We start from the raw sequence: 21295 nt of genomic DNA on the forward strand, positions 1-21295 counted from the left end.
GGAGCCCGCTCCGGCCGGCCGGCCGCGCCGCGAACGCGGGCGGCCGAGCCGGAGCGGGTCCTAGGAGGCCAGCACCTCTTCCTGCTCCCCGCTGCTGCGCGGCTCCGTCAGCCTGACCTCCGGGGTCACCCGGTGCGCGGGGTCGCGCACCTCGCCGACCAGCAGCTCCAGCACGTCCTCCAGCGCGACCAGGCCGAGCACCCTGCCCTTGGCGTCGGCGACCTGGGCCAGGTGGGTCGCCGCCCGGCGCATGACGGTCAGCGCGTCGTCCAGCGGCAGCTCCGACCTGAGCGTCGTCATCGGCCGCCACACCCGCTGCGGCACGGCCCGCTCGGACTCCTCCAGGTCGAGGACGTCCTTGACGTGCAGGTAGCCCATGAAGGCTCCGGACTCCGCGGCGACCGGGAAACGGGAGTAGCCGGTGCGGGCGGTCAGGGCGACGATCTCGCCCGGGGTGACCGAGGGGCTGACGGTCACCAGGGCCTCCCGCCTGAGCAGCACGTCGGTCACCGGGCGGGAGCCCAGCTCCAGCGCGTCCTCCAGCCGCTCCTGCTCCTCGGGGTCGAGGAGGCCGGCCTGCCCGGCGTCCTCCACCAGCCGGTTGAGCTGCTCGCTGGTGAACACCGCCTCGACCTCGTCCTTGGGGTCGACGCGGAACAGCCGCAGGATGCCCTGGGCGCAGGCGCCGAGGGCCACGGTGATGGGCCGGCAGAGCCGGGCGAAGGCGACCAGGCCGGGACTGAGCCACAGCGCGGCCTTCTCCGGCGCGGCCATCGCGAGGTTCTTCGGCACCATCTCGCCGATGACGAGGTGGAAGAAGACCACCGCCGCGAGCGCGATGACGTAGCCGAGCGGGTGGATCACCCCGTCGGGCAGGTGGATCCACTCGAACAGCGGCTCCAGCAGGTGGGCCACCGTCGGCTCGGCGACCGCGCCGAGGGTCAGCGAGCACACGGTGATGCCGAACTGGGCGGCGGCCATCATCTGCGGCAGCCGCTCCAGGCCGTACAGGACCTGGCGGGCCCGGGCGGTGCCGAGCGGCTCGATCTGGCTGCGGCGGACCGACACGAGCGCGAACTCGGCGCCCACGAAGAAGCCGTTGGCCAGCACCAGCACAGCGGCGAAGAAGAGTTGGAAAACGCTCATCGGGCGGCCTCCGCACGGGCGGCGGACTCCGTCGCGGCGGCCGTCCGCACCAGGCGGACGCGCTCGGCGCGGTAGTGCCCGACCTGGCGCACGGACAGCCGCCAGCCGGGCAGCTCGGCGCGGTCGCCGGGGGCCGGGATACGGCCGAGCAGGTCCGCGACCAGTCCGGCGACGGTCTCGTACGGCCCCTCGGGCACGTCGAGGCCGATGCGGCCCAGGAGGTCGACCCGGCAGCTTCCGTCGGCGTCCCACGCGGGCCGGCCGTCCTCCGGGGGGACCGGGGCCAGTTCGGGCAGGTCCTTGGCGTCGTGCTCGTCGCGGACCTCGCCGACGATCTCCTCGACGATGTCCTCCAGCGTCACGACGCCCGCCGTGCCGCCGTACTCGTCGACGACGACCGCGATGGGCTGCTCGCTGCGCAGCTGCGCCAGCAGGGGCTGGACGGGCAGGGTCTCGGGGACGAGCAGCGCCCGGCGGGCGATGCGGCCGACCGGGGTGCGCAGCCGCTCGTGGGACGGGACCGCCAGCGCGTCCTTGAGGTGGACCATGCCGACGACCTCGTCGATCCGCTCCTGGTAGACGGGGAAGCGGGACAGGCCGGTGGCGCGGGTCAGGTTGACCACGTCCTCCGCGGTCGCCGAGGACTGCAGGGCGCTGACCCTCACGCGCGGGGTCATGACGTGCTGGGCGGTCAGGTCCCCCAGCGACATGGTCCGCACGAACAGGTCGGCGGTGTCCTGCTCCAGCGCACCGGCCTGCGCCGAGTGGCGGGCCAGGGACACCAGCTCGCCGGGGGTGCGGGCGGAGGCCAGCTCCTCGGCCGGTTCGACGCCGAGGGCGCGCACGAGCCGGTTGGCCACGGCGTTCAGCGCGGCGATCACGGGGCGGAACAGCCGCGAGAACAGGTGCTGCGGGCCGGCCACGAACCGTGCGACCTGCAGCGGCCGGGACACGGCCCAGTTCTTGGGCACGAGCTCGCCGATCACCATCTGGATGGCCGAGGCGAGCAGCATGCCGACGACGACGGCGACCCCGGACACGGCGCCCTCGGGGACGCCGATCGCGGTGAACGGGCCGTGCAGGAGCGCGGCCAGCGCCGGTTCGGCGAGCATGCCGACGACGAGGGAGGTGATGGTGATGCCGAGCTGGGTGCCGGAGAGCTGGAAGGACAGCTCCTTGAGCGACTCGACGACCGTGTGGGCGCGTCGGTCGCCCTCGGCGGCGGCCTTCTCGGCCTCCGGCCGTTCCACGGTCACCAGGCCGAATTCGGCCGCCACGAAGAAGCCGTTGGCCAGAATCAGCAGGAAGGCCGCTCCGAGGAGCAGCAGGGGGATGGTCATGATGCCGCCGCCTCCGCGTGCGCGCGGACCTCGTGGGGTCGGTCCGCGCTATGTCGGCAGGGGGCGGCGCAGGTACTGCAGGACGGTCCGTCCATCGCCGGAGGGAGTCACTCCTCGGGTAGCAGGAACCCCTGGCGCCGGTCGGAGCACAGGGGCGGAGGCACAGCGAAAAACGCCTCCGTCACCAGATTAATCAAGACCCCGGCCGATGCGGCAGGGTGGACGTCACCCGGTCAGCTCTGAGCATCCCCGGAAGAGCGCTCGGGATCCTGGACGGAACGCGCCTCGACCAGCGCGCGCAGGGTCCGCGCGTCGGCGACGGCGCGCTGCCTGGCGATGCCCGGCTGGATGCCGAGCGCGGGCAGGCTGGTGCCGTCGCTGAGGTTGAGGAAGACCCAGGGGTCGCCCTGGCGCAGGTTCACCTGGAGGATCTCCGCCCAGTCCAGGTGCCGCCGGGAGACGATGTTGACGACGGTGACGCCGGTCTCGTCGGCGACCACCTTCGGCCGGGCGAGCGTCAGCGGCACGCCGGCCAGGAGCGCGCCGGTGAGGACGAAGCTGAGGCGCTCGCCGGGGCCGAGCCGCTCCAGCAGCAGCGCGACGGCCGTGATGACCGCGAAGAGCACGACGGCTGCGGTGAGCAGCACCGCGCGGGTGCGGCCCGGCCGGAAGGTGACCGGGAGTGCGGGCAGGTCGGACATCTCGGTGTGCCCCCTCAGAGGCGGCAGGCGTGGATCGCCGTGGTCAGGATGGCCCGGGCGCCGATCGCGTACAGGTCGTCCATGATCCGCTGGGCCTCCTTGGCCGGGACCATGGCGCGCACGGCGACCCAGCCCTCGTTGTGCAGCGGGGAGACGGTCGGGGACTCCAGGCCGGGGGTCAGCGCGACGGCCTTCTCCAGCTGCTCGACCCGGCAGTCGTAGTCCATCATCACGTAGGTCCGGGCCACCAGGACACCCTGGAGGCGGCGCAGGAACTGCTGGACCTTGGGCTCCTCGGCGTCCGCGCCGGTGCGGCGGACGACGATCGCCTCGGACTTCATGATCGGCTCGCCGAAGACCTCCAGGCCCGCGTTGCGCAGCGAGGTGCCGGTCTCCACGACGTCCGCGATGACCTCGGCGACGCCGAGCTCGATGGCGGTCTCGACGGCGCCGTCGAGGTGGACGACGGAGGCGTCGATGCCGCTGTCGGCGAGGTGCTTGGCGACGATGCCCTCGTAGGAGGTGGCGACCGTCTTGCCGTTGAGGTCCGTCACTCCGTCGGCCGTGCCGGGCCTGGAGGCGTAGACGAAGGTCGAGCGGGCGAAGCCGAGGGGCAGGATCTCCTCGGCGTTGGCGCCGGAGTCGATCAGCAGGTCGCGGCCGGTGATGCCGATGTCGAGGCGGCCGGAGGAGACGTAGATCGCGATGTCGCGGGGGCGGAGGTAGAAGAACTCCACCTCGTTCCCCGGATCGACGATGCGCAGTTCCTTGGACTCGCGGCGCTGCTGGTAGCCGGCCTCATGCAGCATCTCCGCCGCAGGGCCGGAGAGTGAACCCTTGTTGGGGACGGCGATGCGCAGCATGAGGTCGGCTTCCTTCGCGTGGTGTGCTTACGGCGGTGTGGGGTGGTGCTCAGAGGTGGGCGTAGACGTCGTCCAGGGAGATGCCCCGGGCGACCATCATGACCTGGACGTGGTAGAGGAGCTGCGAGATCTCCTCGGCGGCCGCCTCCTTGCCCTCGTACTCGGCGGCCATCCAGACCTCTGCGGCCTCTTCGACGACCTTCTTGCCGATGGCATGGACCCCCTTGCCGACCAGTTCGGCGGTGCGGGAGGAGGCGGGGTCGCCGTGGGCGGCCTTGTGCTGGAGCTCGGTGAAGAGCTCCTCGAACGTCTTCTTGGACATGGTGGTCCCCACCCTACGCGGTCCGGGCGACTCCTCAGCGCCAGGGTTCGGATACCGAACGCAGCGTGGCGGCCGTCGCCACCGCCGCCGTCACCGCCTCGTGGCCCTTGTCCTCGCGGGAGCCCTCGATTCCGGCCCGGTCCAGGGCCTGCTCCTCGGTGTCGCAGGTGAGCACGCCGAAGCCGACGGGGACGCCGGTCTCCACCGACACCTGGGTCAGGCCCTGGGTGACGCCCTGGCACACGTAGTCGAAGTGGGGGGTGCCGCCGCGGATCACGACACCGAGGGCGACGATCGCGTCGTAGCCGCGGCCCGCGAGGACCTTGGCGACCACCGGGAGCTCGAAGCTGCCGGGCACCCTCAGCAGGGTCGGCTCGTCGATCCCCAGCTCGTGCAGGGCGCGCAGCGCGCCGTCCACCAGCCCGTCCATCACCTTCTCGTGCCACTGCGCCGCGACGACGGCGACCCTGAGGTCCCCGACGTTCCGTACGGACAGTTCCGGTGCGCCCTTGCCGCTCACGTGTCTCCTCGGTGCTCTCTGCTTACTGGTTGCCGCAGCTGGACACGGCCGTCGTGTCCAGCCAGGGCAGGTCGTGCCCCATCCGGTCCCGCTTGGTGCGCAGGTAGCGGAGGTTGTGCTCGCCCACCTGGACGGGCATCGGCTCGCGTCCGGTGACCCGCAGGCCGTAACGGACGAGCGCGTCGCTCTTGTCGGGGTTGTTGGTCATCAGGCGGACGCTGCGCACCCCGAGGTCCTGGAGGATCTGCGCGCCGGCGCCGTAGTCGCGGGCGTCGGCGGGCAGGCCCAGTTCCAGGTTGGCGTCGAGGGTGTCCCGGCCGCGCTCCTGGAGCTCGTAGGCGCGCAGCTTGGACATCAGGCCGATGCCGCGCCCCTCGTGGCCGCGCAGGTAGACCACCACGCCCCGGCCCTCGCCCTGGATGCGCTCCAGGGAGGCGTCGAGCTGGGGGCCGCAGTCGCAGCGCTGGGAGCCGAAGACGTCGCCGGTGAGGCACTCGGAGTGGATCCGGACCAGGACGTCCTCGCCGTCGCCGATCTCGCCGTGCACCAGGGCGACGTGCTCGACGCCGTCGACCGTGGACCGGTAGCCGTGGGCCGTGAAGGTGCCGTGGGCGGTGGGCAGGTGGACCTCGGCCTCGCGGCGGACCGTGGGCTCGCTGGAGCGGCGGTAGGCGATCAGGTCCTCGATGGAGATGATCGTCAGGCCGTGCTTGCGGGCGAAGGGGATCAGCTCGGGCAGGCGCAGCATCCGGCCGTCCTCGCCGGCGATCTCCACGATCGCGCCGGCCGGGCGCAGTCCGGCGAGCCGGGCCAGGTCGACGGCGGCCTCGGTGTGGCCGTTGCGGACCAGGACGCCGCCGGGCCTGGCGCGCAGCGGGAAGACGTGGCCCGGGCGGACGAGGTCGGTGGGCTCGGCCGTGCCGCTCGCCAGCAGCTGGAGCGTGGTGGCGCGGTCGGAGGCGGAGATGCCGGTGGTGACGCCGTGCGCGGCGGAGGCGTCGACGGAGACGGTGAAGGCGGTCTTCATCGACTCGGTGTTGTCGTCGACCATCTGCGGCAGCTTCAGCCGGTCGAGCTCCGGGCCCTCCATCGGGGCGCAGATGAGGCCGCGGCACTCGCTCATCATGAAGGCGACGATCTCCTCGGTCGCCTTCTCGGCGGCGATGACGAGGTCGCCCTCGTTCTCGCGGTCCTCGTCGTCGACGACCACGACCGGGCGGCCGGCCGCGATGTCCGCGACGGCCTGCTCGATCGGGTCGAGCGCGAAGTCCTCGATGCCGTCCGTGGTGTACAGGATCGGTGCCGCGGTCATGCCGGCGCTCCTTCCAGGACGGGCCGCGCTTCCCTGCGGGAGCGCAGCCACCAGTCGCGCATGCCCCAAAGGACGAGTGCGCCGTAGATGACGTAGACGAAGCCGGAGAAGGCGAAGCCGTTGGCGAAGTTGAGCGGGACGCCGACGACGTCGACGAGCAGCCAGGCGAACCAGAACTCGACCATGCCGCGTGCCTGGGCGTACATGGCGACGACGGTGCCGACGAAGATGTACGCGTCCGGCCAGGGGTCCCAGGACAGCGACGGGTACGCCTGGAACAGGCCGGCGACCGCGACCGTGCCGACAGCGGCGGCGCCGAGCAGGACGGCCCGCTCCCGCCAGGTGGCGAACCGCACGGCGACGTGGCCGTCCGCCGCCTGCTCCCTGCCGCGCTTCCACTGCCACCAGCCGTAGACCGCGACGGCCATGACGACGATCTGCTTGCCCGCGCTGCCCGAGAGGTGGGCGGTGGCGAAGGCGGCGAAGAGGACGAGGCCGGAGAGGAACTGGGTGGGCCAGCTCCACAGGGAGCGCCGCCAGCCGAACGCCAGGGCGATCAGGCCGATGACGTTGCCGATCATGTCCGACCACTTGATGTGCTGGCCGAGGAGGGTGAAGGCCTCCGAGTTGAGCCAGTTCACTTGGTGGCCCCCTGATGGGCGAGCAGCCGCTCGACGTACTTGGCGACGACGTCCACCTCGAGGTTGACCGGGTCGCCGCTCTGCTTGAGGCCGAGGGTGGTCAGCGCGAGGGTGGTGGGGATGAGGCTGACGGTGAAGTGGTCGGGGCCGGCCTCGACGACGGTGAGGCTGATGCCGTCGACGGTGATCGAGCCCTTCTCGACGACGTAGCGCGCGAGGTCCCCGGGGAGGGAGATCCTGACGATCTCCCAGTGCTCGGAGGGGGTGCGGTCCAGGATCGTGCCGGTGCCGTCGACGTGCCCCTGCACGATGTGCCCGCCCAGGCGCGCGCCGACCGCGGTGGGGCGTTCGAGGTTGACGCGGGAGCCGACGGTCAGGGCGCCCAGGCTGGAGCGCTTCAGGGTCTCCGCCATGACGTCGGCGGTGAACTCCTCGCCCTCGTGCTCGACGACGGTGAGACAGACCCCGTTCACGGCGATGGAGTCGCCGTGCCGCGCCCCCTCGGTCACGACCGGGCCGCGGAGCCGGAAGCGGGCGGCGTCGCCGAGGTTCTCCACGGCGGTGACTTCGCCCAGCTCTTCGACGATTCCGGTGAACACTTCCCGGGTCCTCCTGCCTCATTCGGGCACGGACTCCGGGGCTGTCGTTGACGACAGAGACCACGAACGAGGACACCGGGTACGGCGCCGGACGGGATCCGCCCGCGAGGGCGAGCCCGTAGTCGGCGGCGCGCACGGGTGTGTGCTCGCTCGCCGCGCACTGCCTCCCATCCGGACTTTAACCGTCGGTCCAGGAATTTCACCTGGTCAACCGGCCGCTGGAAGCGACCGGGTCGCGGACTGTAACCGCCGGTTCGGACTTTCACCGACCCCGGAGTGCGCTGCTACTGGTACAGGCCCAGTGTGCCACGCCTGATCGAGGTCCCGACAGACGATCGGTGTGCAGTGCCTCACAGAACGTGGCGCCCGCCCCCGCGGGCGGGAGGCCCGGCGGCGGGCAAGGGCCGTCGTCACCGCCGCCGGACCGGTCTGCGCGGGCGCCCGGACACGGGCCGGCCGGATCCGACCCTAAGAGGACTAGACCAGAGCGGTCAACAGGTACGGACCGGTCGGTCCCTTCCTGGCACGACCCGTCTGACAGGGTGAACTCATGACGACCGCCGAGGAGTTCGAGCAGCACCGGCCGCGCCTGTTCGGCCTGGCCTACCGGATGCTCGGGTCGGCCCACGAGGCCGAGGACGCGGTCCAGGACGCCTATCTGCGCTACAGCGGCGCCGACCGCCCGGCGGTGGACCACCCGGCGGCCTGGCTCGCCAAGGTCGTCACCAACCTCTGCCTGAACCGGCTGACTTCGGCCAGGGCCCGGCGCGAGCGCTACGTCGGGCCCTGGCTGCCGGAGCCCGTGCTCACCTCCGACGGCACGCTCGGCCCGCTGGAGTCGGCCGAGCAGCGCGACGCGGTGTCCATGGCGGTGCTGGTGCTGCTGGAGCGGCTCACCCCCGCCGAGCGGGCGGTGTACGTGCTCCGGGAGGCCTTCGCCTACCGGCATCGGGAGATCGCCGGGGTGCTGGACCTGAGCGAGGCCAACTGCCGTCAGCTGTACCGGCGGGCGGTGCGGCGGGTGGGCGATCCGGGCGCCCGCTTCCAGCCCGCCCCCGAGCGGCAGGAGGAGCTGCTGGCCTCGTTCCTCGCGGCGGCCCGCGGCGGGGACCTGGCCGGTCTGGAGAAGCTGCTCGCGGCCGACGTGACGTGGTGGGGCGACGGCGGCGGCAGGGTGTCCGCGGCGCGGCGGCCGATCGAGGGGCGCGAGAAGGTCGTACGCCTGCTGACCGGCGGCGGCGGCCGGTTCGCGGCGGGGCTGGACTTCACGATGGCCGAGGTCAACGGCGCCCCGGGGCTCGCGGCATGGGCGGGCGACACCCTGGCCGGGGTCGTCTCCTTCGCGCTGCGGGACGGGCTCGTCGCGCAGGTGCGGGCCGTGGTGAACCCCGACAAGCTGGACTTCGTACGACGTCAGCTGGCGCGCTGACGGCGGGCTGTCACACGGCGCGGGGCTGCCCGGTCTCAGTGGGCGGTGGGCGCTCCGTCCGGGGGCGCCGGCACGTGAAGGGACGGAACAGCATGACCACGATCCTGGTGACCGGGGGCACCGGCACGCTCGGCCGGCTCGTCGTCGAGCGGCTGCGCGCGGACGGGCACGAGGTGCGGGTGCTCAGCCGGCACACCCCGCCGCACGCCGTCGACCTGCGCGCGGGCGGGCCCGCGCTGGACGCGGCCGTCGCGGGCGTGGACACGGTCGTGCACTGCGCGAGCTCGCCCCGGAGCGGCGACGAGGAGGCGGCCGGGCATCTGATCGCGGCGGCGCGGAAGGCGGGGGTGGGGCACCTGGTCTACATCTCCATCGTGGGTGTCGACCGGGTGCCGTACGGCTACTACCGGTCCAAGCTCGCCGTGGAGAAGCTGATCGAGGAGTCGGGGCTGGGCTGGACGGTGCTGCGCGCCACCCAGTTCCACGATCTGCTGGTGACGCTGTTCGGGGTACTGGCCAAACCGCCGGTCGTGCTGCTGCCGGCCGGGGTGCGCGACCAGCCGGTCGCGGCGGCGGAGGTCGCGGAACGGCTGGCCGGGCTGGCGGTGGGGGCGCCGGCGGGGCGGGTGGCGGACATGGGCGGGCCCGAGGTGCGCTCGTTCGAGTCGCTGGCCCGGGCGTACCTGAAGGCCACGGGGCGGCGGCGCCCGGTCCTGAACGTGCCGCTGCCGGGCCGCGCGTACCGCGGCTTCCGCGGCGGCGGCCATCTGACCCCGGGCAACGCGGTCGGCAAGCGCACGTTCGAGGAGCACCTCGCGGAGCGCTTCGGGGGCGGGCGCGAGGCCTGAACGGGGCCTGAACGGGGCCTGAACGGGGCTCGGCGGGGGGACGGGCGCCGACGGTGGCGGACGCGGGGCGCGAGGGGTGGCGGCACGGCGGCCCGCGCGTGGTGCGCGGCCGACGTGCGGCGCGGTGACAGCGGGCCGCGCTGCTCGCCGGACCGGCCGTCCGCGTGTGGTCCGGACCGGCCGTCCGCGCGTGGTGAGGGGGCGGCCGTCCGCGCGTGGGTGAGGGGGCGGCCGGCCTCGCGGAGGCCGCGCCGTGGGGGCCGTGTGCGGCGTCAGCGGTCGGGCGGGGTGAAGAGGTCGTCCTGGGCGTGGTCCCGGGCGGTCAGCAGGGCCCCGCGCAGTACGGCACCTCCGCCCAGAGCGGCGGGCCGCACCTCGGTCGGCAGGGGGGACATCCGGCGCAGCCGCTCCGCCACGCGCGCGGCGAGCACCTCCCCGCCGGCCTGCCCCACCTCACCGCCCAGGACCACGCATCCGGGGTCCAGCAGGGCCACGACCGACGCGGCCCCGATCGCCAGCCGGTCGGCGAGCGCGTCGAGAAAGCGGTCGGCGCGGGCCGCCGCGTCCAGGTCGCCGGGGTCCGGCGCAACCGCCGCGACCGCCCCGCGCACCACCTCCGCGGCGACGGGCTCCGGCCCGGGTCCGGATGCGGGTCCGCACTCCCCCACCAGCCCGAACGTCGCCGCCAGTGCCACGACCGCCGCCGAGCCCGCCAGCGAGTGGAAGCCGCCCGCGCAGTCCGTCGCGGACGGCAGGGTGGCCGTGCCCGGTACCGGGAGGAAACCGATCTCGCCGGTGCCGCCGGAGGCCCCGCGGCGCAGCGCGCCGTCCAGGACGACGGCCGCACCCGTGCCGTGGCCGAGCCAGAGCAGGACGAAGGTGTCCCGGTCCCGGGCGGCCCCTTCGCGCTGCTCGGCCACGGCGGCGAGGTTGGTCTCGTTCTCGACGATGACGCGGGCCCGCGGAAGCCTCTCCTGCAGCGCGGCCACCAGCCGGCGGTGCCACTCGGGCAGGCCGGTGGAGTTCCGGAGTTCACCGGACCCCGGGTCGATCAGGCCCGGCGCGCCGATGCCGACCGTGTGGAGGCTCCCCCGCACCGGACCGGACTCCCCCGGTGGCACTCCCGCCACTCCGGCCTCCGCGGCCGTGTGCTCCACCAGGGCCACCGCCCGCCGCACCGCGGTACCGGTGCCCGTGTCCCCGCCGATCGGTGAGGACGCCTCGGCGAGCACCCGGCCGAGCAGGTCGGACACGGTCACGGAGACGCTCTCGGTGCGGACGTCCAGCGCGGCCAGGTGGGCGCGGTCGGCGACGATCCCGTACAGCCGCGCGTTCGGGCCGCGCCGCTGTTCTCCCGACTCGCCGACGACGGTGACCAGACCGGAGGCCGTGAGGCGTTCGACGAGGTCGGCGACCGTCGGCCGGGACAGGCCGGTGAGCTGCTTCAACTGCCCTGCCGTCAACGGTCCTTCCCGCTGCATCAGCCGCAGGGCGAGCCGGTCGTTGATGGCCCGGGCGGTGCTCGGGGATGCGGGCATGCCGGGAATCCTCCCAGATCTGCGGGGCCGCGCCGCGGGCGGACGGCCGTAGGCATCCTATCTATCAGGCAGGGTTCCTGATAGTTTACGGCGGCACAGTGGGGAGACAGCCAGCCGGGGAGGGGCCCGAGAATGAGCGCAGTGGTCTACGAGCTACGTCAGGTGAGGCGCGCCCGGTACGCCGTGGCGGCCGTCTTCGCCGTGCACGGCGCCGTCACCGGGTCGTTCGCCACCCGCGTGCCGTGGATCCAGGACCACGCCGGGGTCGGTGCGGGCCAGCTGGGCCTCGCGCTGGCGTTCCCGGCGCTCGGCGCGTCGCTCGCGATGCCGCTCGCGGGCGGGATCAGCCACCGCTTCGGCGCCCGCAACGCGCTGCGCGGGCTGATCGCCCTGTGGACGCTCGCCCTGGTCCTGCCCTCCCTCGCCCCGAACCTCCTCACGCTGTGCCTGGCCCTGTTCGTCTACGGCGGCACGGCGGGCATGGCGGACGTCGCGATGAACGCCCTCGGCGTGGAGGTCGAGAACCGGCTCGGCCGGTCGATCATGTCCGGGCTGCACGGCATGTGGAGCACGGGCGCGCTGATCGGCTCGGCGGCCGGCACGCTGGCCGCGCACCTCGGCGCGGACGCCCGGCTGCACCACCTCCTGGCGGCCGTCGTGCTGACCGCGGTGGGCGTGGGGGCCTGCGGCTGGGTGCTCGACCTGCAGCCGGCCGAGGACGAGGAGGCGCCGCCGCGGTTCGCGCTGCCGCCGAGGTCGGCGCTGCTGATCGGGGCGATCGGGTTCTGCGCGGTGTTCGCGGAGGGCGCCAGCCTGGACTGGTCGGCGGTGTATCTGCGGGACCGGCTGGGGACCTCCGCCGGTCTCGCGGCCGCGTGCACCACGGGCTTCACCCTGACCATGGCCGTCGCCCGGATCGCGGGCGACCGCGTGGTGGACCGCTTCGGCTCGGTGCGCACGGTGCGCGCGAGCGGTGTGCTGGCCGTCCTCGGCGGCCTGCTGATCGTCGCCGGCGGCCGTCCGGCGGTGGCGATGACCGGGTTCGCGCTGATGGGCCTCGGCATCGCGGTGGTCGTGCCGCTGTGCTTCGCGGCGGCGGGCCGCAGCGGGCCGAATCCCAGCCAGGCCATCGCCGGTGTGGCGACCATCACGTACACCTCCGGGCTGGTCGCGCCGAGCGCGATCGGCGGCCTGGCCCAGGTCGCCGGCCTGGTCGTGTCGTTCGGCCTCGTGACCGTGCTGGCCTGCGGGCTCGCCGCCTTCGCCGGGGTGCTGCGGGCCGGCGACCGGGACCGGCCGAAGATCAGTCCGCAGCCCGCAGCAGTTCCCGGCCCGCGGTCCTGAACGTCTCGCTCCACGGCGTGGGCCGCAGGGTCTTCGCGTCCAGCCGGACCAGGACCCGGGTGCCGTGCGCGTAGGTCACCGCGCCGTCGGCCGAGCAGAAGCGGAAGCCGTACGTCAGCCCGGTCGTGCCGAGCCGCTCCAGCCACAGGTGGACGGCGTACGCGCCGGGCCGGGTCACCGGAGCCTCGTAGGTGATCCGCAGTTCCTTGACCGCGTTGCAGGCGTCGCCGGCGGCCACCCAGTCGCCCTCGAAGTGGAAGCCGTGCTCCCGCCACAGCTCGGCCCAGGCGCGCTCGACCATCAGCGGGTAGCGGGCGTTGTGCAGCAGTCCCAGGGCGTCCAGGTCGTCGAAGTGGACGGCGACCGGGACGAGCCGGCCGTACGACGGGACGGGGGCGGGCGGGGCTTCGGCGGTCACGGCGGGACTCCAGGGACATCGCGGTCGAGCGGTGGGACGGCTCCATCCTAAGCGGACGCTCAGCGACCCTTCCGGCGCGGACCCCCTTCCCCGGCCGGGCCGGCGGATCGCGTCCGTGAACGCGGTCCACGGAGAGGACCTCGGGTGCGGAGGACCGCCAGGTACCCCTGACAATGGACCGGACAGTCTTCAGGTACAGAGAAAGCGAAACCCCACCATGGACCTCGGCGTGCGCTGGAAGCTGCACGGTGACGGGCGGACGCCCGCACCCGGAGCGGTGGTGCGGCCCGACGAACGGCTCTCCTGGCCCCGCACGGTCGGACTCGGCGCCCAGCACGTCGTGGCCATGTTCGGCGCGTCCTTCGTCGCCCCCGTACTCATGGGCCTGGACCCCAACCTCGCGATCATGATGTCCGGCGTGGCGACCGTGATCTTCCTGCTCGCCACCCGCGGCCGGGTGCCCAGCTACCTGGGCTGCTCGCTGTCCTTCGTCGGCGTCGCGGCGGTCATCCGGGCGCAGGGCGGCACGAGCGCGACCGTGACCGGCGCGGTCCTCGTCGTCGGCGTGGCGCTGTTCCTGGTGGGTCTCGCCGTGCAGCGCTTCGGTGCGCGGATCATCCATGCCGCGATGCCCCCGATCGTCACCGGCGCGGTCGTGATGCTGATCGGCTTCAACCTCGCCCCCGTGACCGCCTCGACCTACTGGCCGCAGGACCAGTGGACGGCCCTGCTGGTGATGCTGTTCACCGGGCTCGCCGTCGTCGCCCTGCGCGGCTTCTGGTCCCGGATCGCGATCTTCCTCGGTCTGGCCTTCGGCTACGGCATCTCCTGGGTCTTCGACCGCGTCTTCGGCAAGATCCACTCTGTGGACGCGAGCGGCAGGCTCACCGACCACTGGCGCCTGGACCTCTCCGGCGTCGGCAAGGCCGACTGGATCGGGCTGCCCTCCTTCCACGGGCCGTCCTTCCAGTGGTCGGCGGTGCTGGTGGCGCTGCCCGTGGTGATCGCCCTGGTCGCGGAGAACGCCGGCCACGTCAAGGCGGTCGGCGAGATGACCGGCGAGAAGCTCGACGACAAGCTGGGCACCGCCATCTCCGCGGACGGCGTCGCCTCGGTACTGTCCACGGCCGTCGGCGGCCCGCCCAACACCACCTACTCGGAGAACATCGGCGTGATGGCCGCGACCCGCGTCTACTCGACCGCCGCGTACTGGGCCGCCGCCGCCTTCGCGCTGCTGTTCGGCGTCTGCCCCAAGTTCGGCGCGGTGGTGGCCGCGATCCCCGGCGGTGTGCTCGGCGGGATCACCGTGATCCTGTACGGCATGATCGGCCTGCTGGGCGCGCAGATCTGGACCAACGCCCGGGTGGACCTGCGCAACCCGCTGAACCTGGTGCCGGCCGCGGCGGGCATCATCATCGGCGTCGGCAACGTCACCATGAAGTTCACCGACACCTTCTCGCTCAGCGGCATCGCGCTCGGCACGCTGGTCGTGATCACCGGCTACCACGCGCTGCGGGCGTTGGCTCCGGCCCACCTCAAGCCGCAGGAGCCGCTGCTGGACGAGGGCACGTCCTCCTACGACGAGACGGCCGAGGCGACCGATACGGCCGAGGCGACCGGGGCCGAGACCGACGCCGGGCACCGCACCCGCTGACCACCGCCCGGGGCAGGTGAACCGGGCACGTGGTCCGGGCACGCTGTCGCTCCTCCCGCCTCGCGGGCCGTTCCCCTCCGGGCCCGGCGTCCGCTCGCCCGCGGGACGGCGGCGTTCCCCCGATCTGGGGAAGCGCCGGGCCCGTCGGCCCCCCGGCCGGGCCGGGGCTGGGACCCTGCCCCCATGGGGCAATCGGCACAGCTCACCCATGACGTGGACACCGTGGACGCGGTCGTCGCCCGGATGCGCGCTCTGGACGCCGCTCTGCCGGAGCACGACGGGCTCGCGGTGTTCAACCGCGTCTACCTCGCCGTGACCGAGGAGGTCGGACGGGGCCTGAGCGCGGGGCGGTTCGCCGACGCGCGGGCGGCGGCCACGCTGGACGTCCGGTTCGCGCGGCGGTACCTCGCCGCCGTGGACGCGGCGGACGGGGCGGGCCGCCCGCCGGCCTGCTGGCGTCCGCTGTTCCAGCTCCGCCGGCATCCGGGCGTACGGCCGCTGCAGTTCGCCCTGGCCGGCATTAACGCGCACATCGGCCACGACCTGGCGCTCGCCGTCGTCGACGCCTGCCGCGCGCTCGGCTGCGAACCGGCCGCCCTGGAGGACGAGTTCGACCGCGTGGGCGACCTGCTCGTCTCCCTGGAGGAGCGCGTCCGCGAGGATCTGATGCCGGGCCCCGACCTGCTCCAGATCGCCGACCCGCTCACCCACCTGCTCGGCGCGTGGAGCCTGGAGAAGGCCCGGGAGGCCACCTGGTCGGCGGCGCGGGCCTTGTGGGCGCTGCGCCGACTCCCCGACGTGGCCGGGGAGTTCACCGAACGCCTGGACGCGGCGGTGGGCCTCGCCGGGCGCATGCTGCTCACACCCCTGCCGGACTGACAGGCCGGAGTCCTGCCGCCACGTGGCCGGCCCACCGGTCGCGCTGACGCCCGCCGCCGCGGTCACCGAGCGGGTCCGGCTGGGCGGCAGCGTGCCGGTGGCGCCCAGCGCATGCCCACGGGATCCTGGTCGCCCGCGGAGCTCCGCGCGACGCCGGGGAGTCGCAGGGCGTCTCCGCGGAGGTCTGCGCGACCGCGCGGGCGGGCGGGGTTGCGACCCCCGGCGAACGGGGCTCAGTCCTCCGGGAGTTCGACGGGGGCGATCTCGTCGTAGACGTCGCCCGGGCCGGGGTTGCCCGGGTCGGTCTCGCCGCCGAACTGGTGCATGACGCCCCAGACCGCGTTCAGCGCGGTCTGGACGGCTCCCTCGGCCCAGCCCGCCGTCCAGGAGATGTCGTCGCCGGCGAGGAAGACGCCCCGCTTGTCCTCGGGCAGCCGGTCCTGCACGAAGTGCGTGAACAGGCGCCGCTGGTAACGGTAGTGGCCCGGCAGGTTGGCCTTGAACGCGCCCATGAAGTAGGGCTCGTTCTCCCAGGAGACGGTCACCGGGTTGCCGATGACGTGCTTCCTGATGTCGACCTTCGGGTAGATCTCGCCGAGCGACTTCAGCATGACCTCCATCCGCTCGTTCGCGGACAGCGGCAGCCACTTCAGGCTGTCGTCGCACCAGGTGTAGGAGAGGCAGATGACGGCGGGCTTGTCCGGGCCGTCGTCGAGCAGGTAGGTGCCGCGGGTCATCCGGTCGGTGAGGGTCATCGACATGACGTCGCGGCCCGTCGGGTTGCCGCTGTCGTCGACGGCCTTGTCCAGCCAGAAGGGCCGGTCGACGGGCACGAAGAGCTTGCTGGACTCCATGTAGTGGGTCCGCTCGATCGCCGTCCAGTGGTCGATCGGGAAGAGCGAGTCGTCGCAGTCGATCTTCGACAGCAGCATCCAGGACTGGGCGGTGAAGATCACCGCCGGGTAGGTGCGGACGTCGCCGTTCGCGTCCGTCACGGTGATCCGGTTGCCGGCGGTGCGGTGCAGCCGGGTCACTGCCGGGCGGGGCTCGCCGTTCACGTGCAGCGACTTCAGCGAGGTGCCGTAGGGCCAGTGGACGATCTTCTCCGGCTCGCGCTCCCACAGCCGGAGCGGCAGCTGCTGGGAACCGCCGACGATGCCGCGGTGGTGGTCGTCGGCCTCGGTGTAGACGACGCGCAGGATCTCCAGGATGGAGTTGGGGAAGTCGGTGTCCCAGCCGCCGGTGCCGAAGCCGACCTGGCCGAAGATCTCGCGGTGCCGGAAGGACGTGAAGGCCTCGGAGTCGCAGAGGAAGCCGTAGAAGGTCTGGTTGTCGAGCTTCTCGACCAGCTTCGACCAGATCTCGCGGATGCGCGGGACGTCCCGCTCCCGCATGGCGCGGTTCATGTCGGAGAAGTCCGCGCCCTCCTCCAGGCACCGGTTCCAGGCCGCCGCCACGTCCCGGTAGACCTGCGGCAGGTCGTCGATCGTCTCGGCGTAGTGGGTCTCGCCCTTGAGGTCGACGACCGTCGACGGGGTCGTCTCGGCGAGGGGGTTGGGGAAGGGCCGCGTCTGAAGCCCGACCAGGTCGATGTAGTGCTGCAGGGCCGTGGAGGACGGCGGGAAGCGCATGGCGCCCATCTCGGCGGTCAGCGAGGGGTCGCAGCCCTCGAAGCCGACGGTGCGCAGCCGGCCGCCGATCCGGTCGGCCTCGTAGACGACGGGCTTGAGGCCCATCTTCATCAGCTCGTAGGCGGCGACGATGCCGGACAGGCCGCCGCCGACGACCGCCACCTCGGTGCCGTGCTCGGTCGCCGGGATCTGGCCGAGGCCCGCGGGGTGGGCGAGGAAGTCGTCGTAGGCGTAGGGGAAGTCCGGGCCGAACATGGTGATCGGCGGCTGCTGCCCGTCGGCGTGCTCGACGGCGTTGGGCACGGTGGACGTCATGGGGCACGGACTCCTTGCGCGAAAAGGTGTTCTGGGGGAGGTGGGAGGAGATCGGGGAAGACCGAAGGGCCGCGGGGCCGCAGGGATCAGATCAGCGAGCCGTAGAGGCCCGGGCGGCGGTCCTTCAGGTACGGGTTGGCCTCGCGGGAGGCGGCGAGGAAGGCCGGGTCGGCGTCGGCGAGGACGAGCTGCTCGGCACGGCCCGCGCGGGTCCGGGCGACGCCGTCGGGTCCGGCGAGGGTGGACAGGCCGACGAACTCGAACTCGCCCTCCGTGCCGACCCGGTTGACGTACGCGACGTACATCTGGTTCTCGAAGGCGCGCACCGGGACGACGGACTCGGCGACGAACTGGAACGGGTGCATCTGCGCCGTCGGGACCAGGAGGAGGTCGGTGCCGGCCAGGGCGTGCGCGCGGACGTTCTCCGGGAACTCCACGTCGTAGCAGATCATCAGGCCCACGGTCAGGCCGCCGATGTCGGCCTGGACGACCGTCCGGTCGCCCGGTGCGAAGTGGGCGCGCTCGAAGCCGCCGAAGAGGTGGGTCTTGCGGTAGTTCGCCAGCCGGGTGCCGTCGGCGGAGATCAGCTGGGCGGAGTTGAAGACGGCCTCGCCGTCGCGCTCCGGGTAGCCGTAGGCGACGGCGAGGCCGTGCCGGGAGGCGACCCACGCGACCGCGTCCGCGGACTCGCCGTCGGCGGGCTCGGCAAGCCGGCCGACGCCGTCGCCGATGGCGTACCCGGTCAGGAACATCTCCGGCGCGACCAGCAGCCCGGCGCCCGCGGCGGCGGCGCGGCCCGCGGCCTCGTCGAGGACCTTGAGGTTCTCGGCGACGGAGCCGGGGCGGCCGGAGCTCTGGAGCAGGGCGGTGCGCATGCGTGGTCCTCACCGGTGACGGAGGGGGTTCGGGGGTCGGTTAGACCGTACGGTCGGCGGGCTCGGGCCGACAAGCGGGAGCCGTTGCACGCCGGTGAGCGGATCGTTGCGTCCCACCGGGACCCGGCGGCGATTCGTTGCGCACCCTCGCCGAGGCCTCCTCCCCCGCTCGGGCCTCCCCCGGAAACCCCCTCGCCCGCGCCGCCCGCCGATCGGTGCCGGCCGCGTCCCTCCCGCCCCCGTCCGCCGCCCCGGCGGGCCCGTGGAGACGGCCCGCACGGGCGCCGCCCGGGGCCCGCGCAAGTCACCCCAGGTGGTCCCCGCTCACGCGGGGCCGGGCACGGCGAAGGTGGTGACCACGGCCGCGTGGTCCGAGGGCCAGTCGTTGGCGGCGACGTCCGGCCAGGGGCGGGGGACGCCGCTGACGAACGTCCGCGCGTCGCGCACCGTCAGACCGCGGTGCAGGACGTAGTCGATGCGGTCCTGCGGTTCGGGGCGCCCGCTGCCGTCCTCGTGCACCGGGTGGACGGGCGACCAGGTGTGGCCCGGGTCGGCCGCCGGGTCCGGGTGGGCCTCCCGGTAGGAGTCGCGCAGGCCCGCCTCCTCGGCGGCCCGCGTCACCGGCCAGGCCACGTCGGGCCGGTCGAGGTGGGAGGGGCAGTTGAAGTCGCCGACCAGGACGACCGGCACGGCGGGGTCCCCCTCGTCGGCGATCCGCCGCAGCGTGTCCCGCATCTGGGCGAGCCGCACCTCCTCGTGGGCGATCAGCTCGGCCGCCGGGAGCCCGTCGAAGGCGGCCTCGTAGGGACCGTAGGGCGTGTAGTGCAGGTGGGCCGTCCAGATGTCGACCTCGCGGCCCGGGGCGACGGCGACACGGACCCCGGCGGCGCCGTAGAAGCCGACGTCCGGGTCGCCGAGGCGGGCGGTGACCGGGTGGCGGCTGATGACCCCGAGGTTCTCGCCGGCCCGGTGGTGGTGCCAGCCGAGGGCCTCGGCCAGTTCCCCGGCCGCGGTGCCGCCGGTCTCCTGCAGGCCCACGACGTCGGCGCCGCTCTCCAGGATCGCCTTGAGCTGCTTGGCCCGGTGGTCGTCCACCTCGGCGCCGCCGAGCCACAGGTTCCAGCTCATGACGCGCAGCTCGACGGGGACCAGGGCGCTCAGCTCCTGCGGGGTGACCCCGGCCAGGCTGGGGCGCACGGTCCGGCCCGGCGCCGCCTCGATCGGGGCGAGGGAGGGCACGGCCAGCACCGCGCACCCGGCCGCCTCGGCGGAGCGGACGCCGGTCCGGGTGTCCTCGACGGCCACGCAGGCCGCCGGGTCGACGCCGAGGGCGCGGCACGCGGCGAGGTAGGGGTCGGGGGCGGGCTTGGTGCGCTCGGTGTCGTCGGCGGTGACGGAGGCCGCGAACCGGCCGGGGCCGAGGGCTTCGAGCACGGTGTCGGCGACGGCGCGCGGGGACGCGGTCACCAGGGCGAGGGGCACCCCGTCGCGGGCGAGGGCGTCGAGCAGGTCGAGCGCGCCGGGGCGCGGCACGACGCCGGTGCGGACGCGGGAGACGAACTCCCGGTGCAGTTCGCGCGCGAGGGGGCCGGCCGGGGCGCCCGTGGCCGCCCCGAGCCACCGCGCCGTGTCCTCGACGGCGCGGCCGAGCACCTCCGGCTGGTCCGCCTCGGTCAGCGGGCGTCCGGCGACGTGCTCCACCGCCTCCCACCACAGTCGCTCGGTGTCGACGAGCGTGCCGTCCATGTCGAACAGCACGGCCTGGAGCGGGAGCCGGGGGTGGGGGGTCACGTCTCTCTCTTTCCGGAGTGGGGGGTCGTCATGGCGGGTCCGCGGTCACGGCCGGGGGGTGCGTTCCGCCACCAGGACGGGCCGGTCCGGCAGCGACACGCGCACCGGCGCGCCGGCGGCGAGTCCGGCGGCCTCGTGGGCGGGCAGGTCCGCCTTCACCTCGGAGCCGTCGGCGAGCCGGGCGGTGATCCGGACGGCCGCGCCGAGGAAGGCGGTGGCGACGACCCGTGCGTCGCCGGCCTCGTCCGCCCGTAGCCGAACCGACTCGGGCCGTACGAGCACGTCCACCTCGCCGGCCTCCGGCGCCGGGCCGTCGACCGGCAGCCGGCGGCCGAGCACCTCGACGCCGTCCCGCGCCAGCAGGCCGGGGATCCGGCTCATGGTGCCGACGAACTCGGCGACGAAGGGGGTGGCGGGCCGGCCGTACAACTCGGCCGGGGCGGCGCACTGTTCGAGCCGGCCGGCGCGCATGACGGCGACCCGGTCGGCGACCGACAGCGCCTCCTCCTGGTCGTGGGTCACGAACAGGGTGGTGATGCCGAGTTCCTGCTGGAGCCTGCGGATCTCCTCGCGCAGGTTCAGCCGGACCTTGGCGTCGAGGGCGGACAGCGGCTCGTCGAGCAGGAGGACGCGCGGGCGCAGGGCGAGCGCCCGGGCCAGCGCGATGCGCTGCTGCTGGCCGCCGGAGAGCTGGTGCGGGTAGCGGTCGCCCTTCTCGGCGAGCCCGACCAGGTCCAGCAACTCCGCCGCGCGGGCGCGCCGTTCGGCGGTGCGGACCTTGCGCATCCGCAGCCCGAAGGCGACGTTGTCGAGGGCGCTGAGATGCGGGAAGAGGCTGTACGACTGGAAGACCATCCCGGCGTCGCGGCGGTGGGCCGGGACGCGGGTGACGTCCTCGCCGTCCACCAGCACCTCGCCGGAGTCGGGGTGTTCGAACCCGGCGAGCATCCGCAGCGCGGTGGTCTTGCCGCAGCCGGAGGGGCCGAGCAGCGCGAGGAACTCCCCCGGCCGCACGGTCAGGTCGAGCCCGTCGAGGGCGACGGTGGAGCCGAACTCCCGGCGCAGGCCGCGGAACTCGACGGTGGCGGCCTGGGTCTCGGCGGCCTTCTCAAGGGCAGTGGCGGTCATG

General features: G+C 73.7%; 20 protein-coding genes and 1 riboswitch. Of the genes, 5 read left to right on the plus strand and 15 right to left on the minus strand.

Annotation, left to right across the window (positions count from 1 at the left end):
* Nucleotides 1-60: 60 nt before the first annotated feature.
* The 9 genes from ACIPM1_RS13245 to ACIPM1_RS13285 all read right to left on the minus strand — a co-directional run bounded on the left by ACIPM1_RS13245 (nucleotide 61) and on the right by ACIPM1_RS13285 (nucleotide 7444).
* Nucleotides 61-1146 carry a hemolysin family protein gene (locus ACIPM1_RS13245; RefSeq protein WP_402433114.1) on the minus strand — a complete coding sequence of 362 codons (1086 nt, stop codon included), beginning with the start codon at nucleotides 1144-1146 and terminating at the stop codon, nucleotides 61-63.
* Nucleotides 1143-2486, minus strand: a complete 1344-nt coding sequence (locus ACIPM1_RS13250) for a hemolysin family protein (RefSeq protein WP_402433117.1) — start codon at nucleotides 2484-2486, stop codon at nucleotides 1143-1145. Before ACIPM1_RS13250 ends, ACIPM1_RS13245 begins: the two co-directional genes overlap by 4 nt.
* Nucleotides 2487-2719: 233 nt before the next feature.
* Nucleotides 2720-3187 (minus strand): PH domain-containing protein, encoded by a 468-nt coding sequence (locus ACIPM1_RS13255; protein WP_402433120.1) that lies wholly within the window; start codon nucleotides 3185-3187, stop codon nucleotides 2720-2722.
* A gap of 14 nt (nucleotides 3188-3201) precedes the next feature.
* Nucleotides 3202-4050 carry an ATP phosphoribosyltransferase gene (gene hisG, locus ACIPM1_RS13260; RefSeq protein WP_402433123.1) on the minus strand — a complete coding sequence of 283 codons (849 nt, stop codon included), beginning with the start codon at nucleotides 4048-4050 and terminating at the stop codon, nucleotides 3202-3204.
* Between the two features lie 49 nt (nucleotides 4051-4099).
* Nucleotides 4100-4372 carry a phosphoribosyl-ATP diphosphatase gene (locus ACIPM1_RS13265; RefSeq protein WP_028423093.1) on the minus strand — a complete coding sequence of 91 codons (273 nt, stop codon included), beginning with the start codon at nucleotides 4370-4372 and terminating at the stop codon, nucleotides 4100-4102.
* Nucleotides 4373-4406: 34 nt separating this feature from the next.
* Complete coding sequence (ribH, locus tag ACIPM1_RS13270; protein WP_402433127.1) at nucleotides 4407-4892, minus strand: 6,7-dimethyl-8-ribityllumazine synthase; 486 nt, start codon at nucleotides 4890-4892, stop codon at nucleotides 4407-4409.
* 22 nt (nucleotides 4893-4914) lie between these two features.
* Entirely contained in the window at nucleotides 4915-6204 is a 1290-nt protein-coding gene (locus ACIPM1_RS13275; RefSeq protein WP_402433130.1) for a bifunctional 3,4-dihydroxy-2-butanone-4-phosphate synthase/GTP cyclohydrolase II, read from the minus strand.
* A complete protein-coding gene (gene pnuC, locus ACIPM1_RS13280) occupies nucleotides 6201-6845 on the minus strand; it encodes a nicotinamide riboside transporter PnuC (RefSeq protein ID WP_356185106.1) in 645 nt (214 codons plus the stop codon). The genes ACIPM1_RS13275 and pnuC overlap by 4 nt, the downstream gene beginning before the upstream one ends.
* On the minus strand, nucleotides 6842-7444 hold the full coding sequence (locus ACIPM1_RS13285) for a riboflavin synthase (protein WP_356185109.1): 603 nt from the start codon (nucleotides 7442-7444) through the stop codon (nucleotides 6842-6844). The genes pnuC and ACIPM1_RS13285 overlap by 4 nt, the downstream gene beginning before the upstream one ends.
* 153 nt (nucleotides 7445-7597) lie before the next feature.
* Nucleotides 7598-7728, minus strand: a riboswitch (FMN riboswitch).
* A gap of 266 nt (nucleotides 7729-7994) precedes the next feature.
* On the opposite strand from ACIPM1_RS13285, the gene ACIPM1_RS13290 reads away from it, so the two are divergent.
* Together ACIPM1_RS13290 and ACIPM1_RS13295 are read left to right on the plus strand one after the other, a co-directional pair.
* Nucleotides 7995-8873 carry an RNA polymerase sigma-70 factor gene (locus ACIPM1_RS13290; protein WP_402433135.1) on the plus strand — a complete coding sequence of 293 codons (879 nt, stop codon included), beginning with the start codon at nucleotides 7995-7997 and terminating at the stop codon, nucleotides 8871-8873.
* Between the two features lie 92 nt (nucleotides 8874-8965).
* The gene (locus ACIPM1_RS13295) at nucleotides 8966-9721 is read left to right on the plus strand and encodes an SDR family oxidoreductase (protein WP_402433138.1); all 756 of its coding nucleotides are present in this window, start codon (nucleotides 8966-8968) and stop codon (nucleotides 9719-9721) included.
* 272 nt (nucleotides 9722-9993) lie between these two features.
* On the opposite strand, the gene ACIPM1_RS13300 is transcribed toward ACIPM1_RS13295, so the two are convergent.
* Nucleotides 9994-11259, minus strand: a complete 1266-nt coding sequence (locus tag ACIPM1_RS13300; RefSeq protein ID WP_402433141.1) for an ROK family transcriptional regulator — start codon at nucleotides 11257-11259, stop codon at nucleotides 9994-9996.
* A 132-nt stretch (nucleotides 11260-11391) separates the two neighbouring features.
* Here ACIPM1_RS13300 and ACIPM1_RS13305 point away from each other — a divergent pair, with 132 nt between their 5' ends.
* A complete protein-coding gene (locus tag ACIPM1_RS13305; RefSeq protein ID WP_402433144.1) occupies nucleotides 11392-12603 on the plus strand; it encodes an MFS transporter in 1212 nt (403 codons plus the stop codon).
* Here the strand turns inward: ACIPM1_RS13305 and ACIPM1_RS13310 are convergent.
* Entirely contained in the window at nucleotides 12563-13021 is a 459-nt protein-coding gene (locus ACIPM1_RS13310; protein WP_402433147.1) for an acyl-CoA thioesterase, read from the minus strand. The two genes, ACIPM1_RS13305 and ACIPM1_RS13310, sit on opposite strands and share 41 nt — an antisense overlap.
* A gap of 217 nt (nucleotides 13022-13238) precedes the next feature.
* Between ACIPM1_RS13310 and ACIPM1_RS13315 the strand changes: the two genes are divergently transcribed.
* Together ACIPM1_RS13315 and ACIPM1_RS13320 are read left to right on the plus strand one after the other, a co-directional pair.
* Nucleotides 13239-14675 (plus strand): uracil-xanthine permease family protein, encoded by a 1437-nt coding sequence (locus ACIPM1_RS13315; protein ID WP_402433150.1) that lies wholly within the window; start codon nucleotides 13239-13241, stop codon nucleotides 14673-14675.
* Nucleotides 14676-14858: 183 nt separating this feature from the next.
* Nucleotides 14859-15554, plus strand: coding sequence for a DUF5995 family protein (locus ACIPM1_RS13320; protein ID WP_402433153.1), 696 nt, complete (start codon nucleotides 14859-14861; stop codon nucleotides 15552-15554).
* Nucleotides 15555-15787: 233 nt separating this feature from the next.
* Here the strand turns inward: ACIPM1_RS13320 and ACIPM1_RS13325 are convergent, their stop codons facing one another.
* The 4 genes from ACIPM1_RS13325 to ACIPM1_RS13340 form a co-directional block, all read right to left on the minus strand.
* Nucleotides 15788-17500, minus strand: a complete 1713-nt coding sequence (locus tag ACIPM1_RS13325) for a flavin monoamine oxidase family protein (protein ID WP_402433156.1) — start codon at nucleotides 17498-17500, stop codon at nucleotides 15788-15790.
* A gap of 86 nt (nucleotides 17501-17586) precedes the next feature.
* Nucleotides 17587-18375 (minus strand): carbon-nitrogen hydrolase family protein, encoded by a 789-nt coding sequence (locus ACIPM1_RS13330; protein WP_356185134.1) that lies wholly within the window; start codon nucleotides 18373-18375, stop codon nucleotides 17587-17589.
* A gap of 324 nt (nucleotides 18376-18699) precedes the next feature.
* Complete coding sequence (locus tag ACIPM1_RS13335) at nucleotides 18700-20166, minus strand: HAD-IA family hydrolase (protein WP_402433160.1); 1467 nt, start codon at nucleotides 20164-20166, stop codon at nucleotides 18700-18702.
* Nucleotides 20167-20211: 45 nt separating this feature from the next.
* On the minus strand, nucleotides 20212-21294 hold the full coding sequence (locus ACIPM1_RS13340; protein ID WP_402433163.1) for an ABC transporter ATP-binding protein: 1083 nt from the start codon (nucleotides 21292-21294) through the stop codon (nucleotides 20212-20214).
* Nucleotide 21295: the final 1 nt, after the last annotated feature.

Source organism: Streptomyces sp. NPDC086766 (assembly GCF_044746005.1).
Lineage (GTDB): Bacteria > Actinomycetota > Actinomycetes > Streptomycetales > Streptomycetaceae > Streptomyces.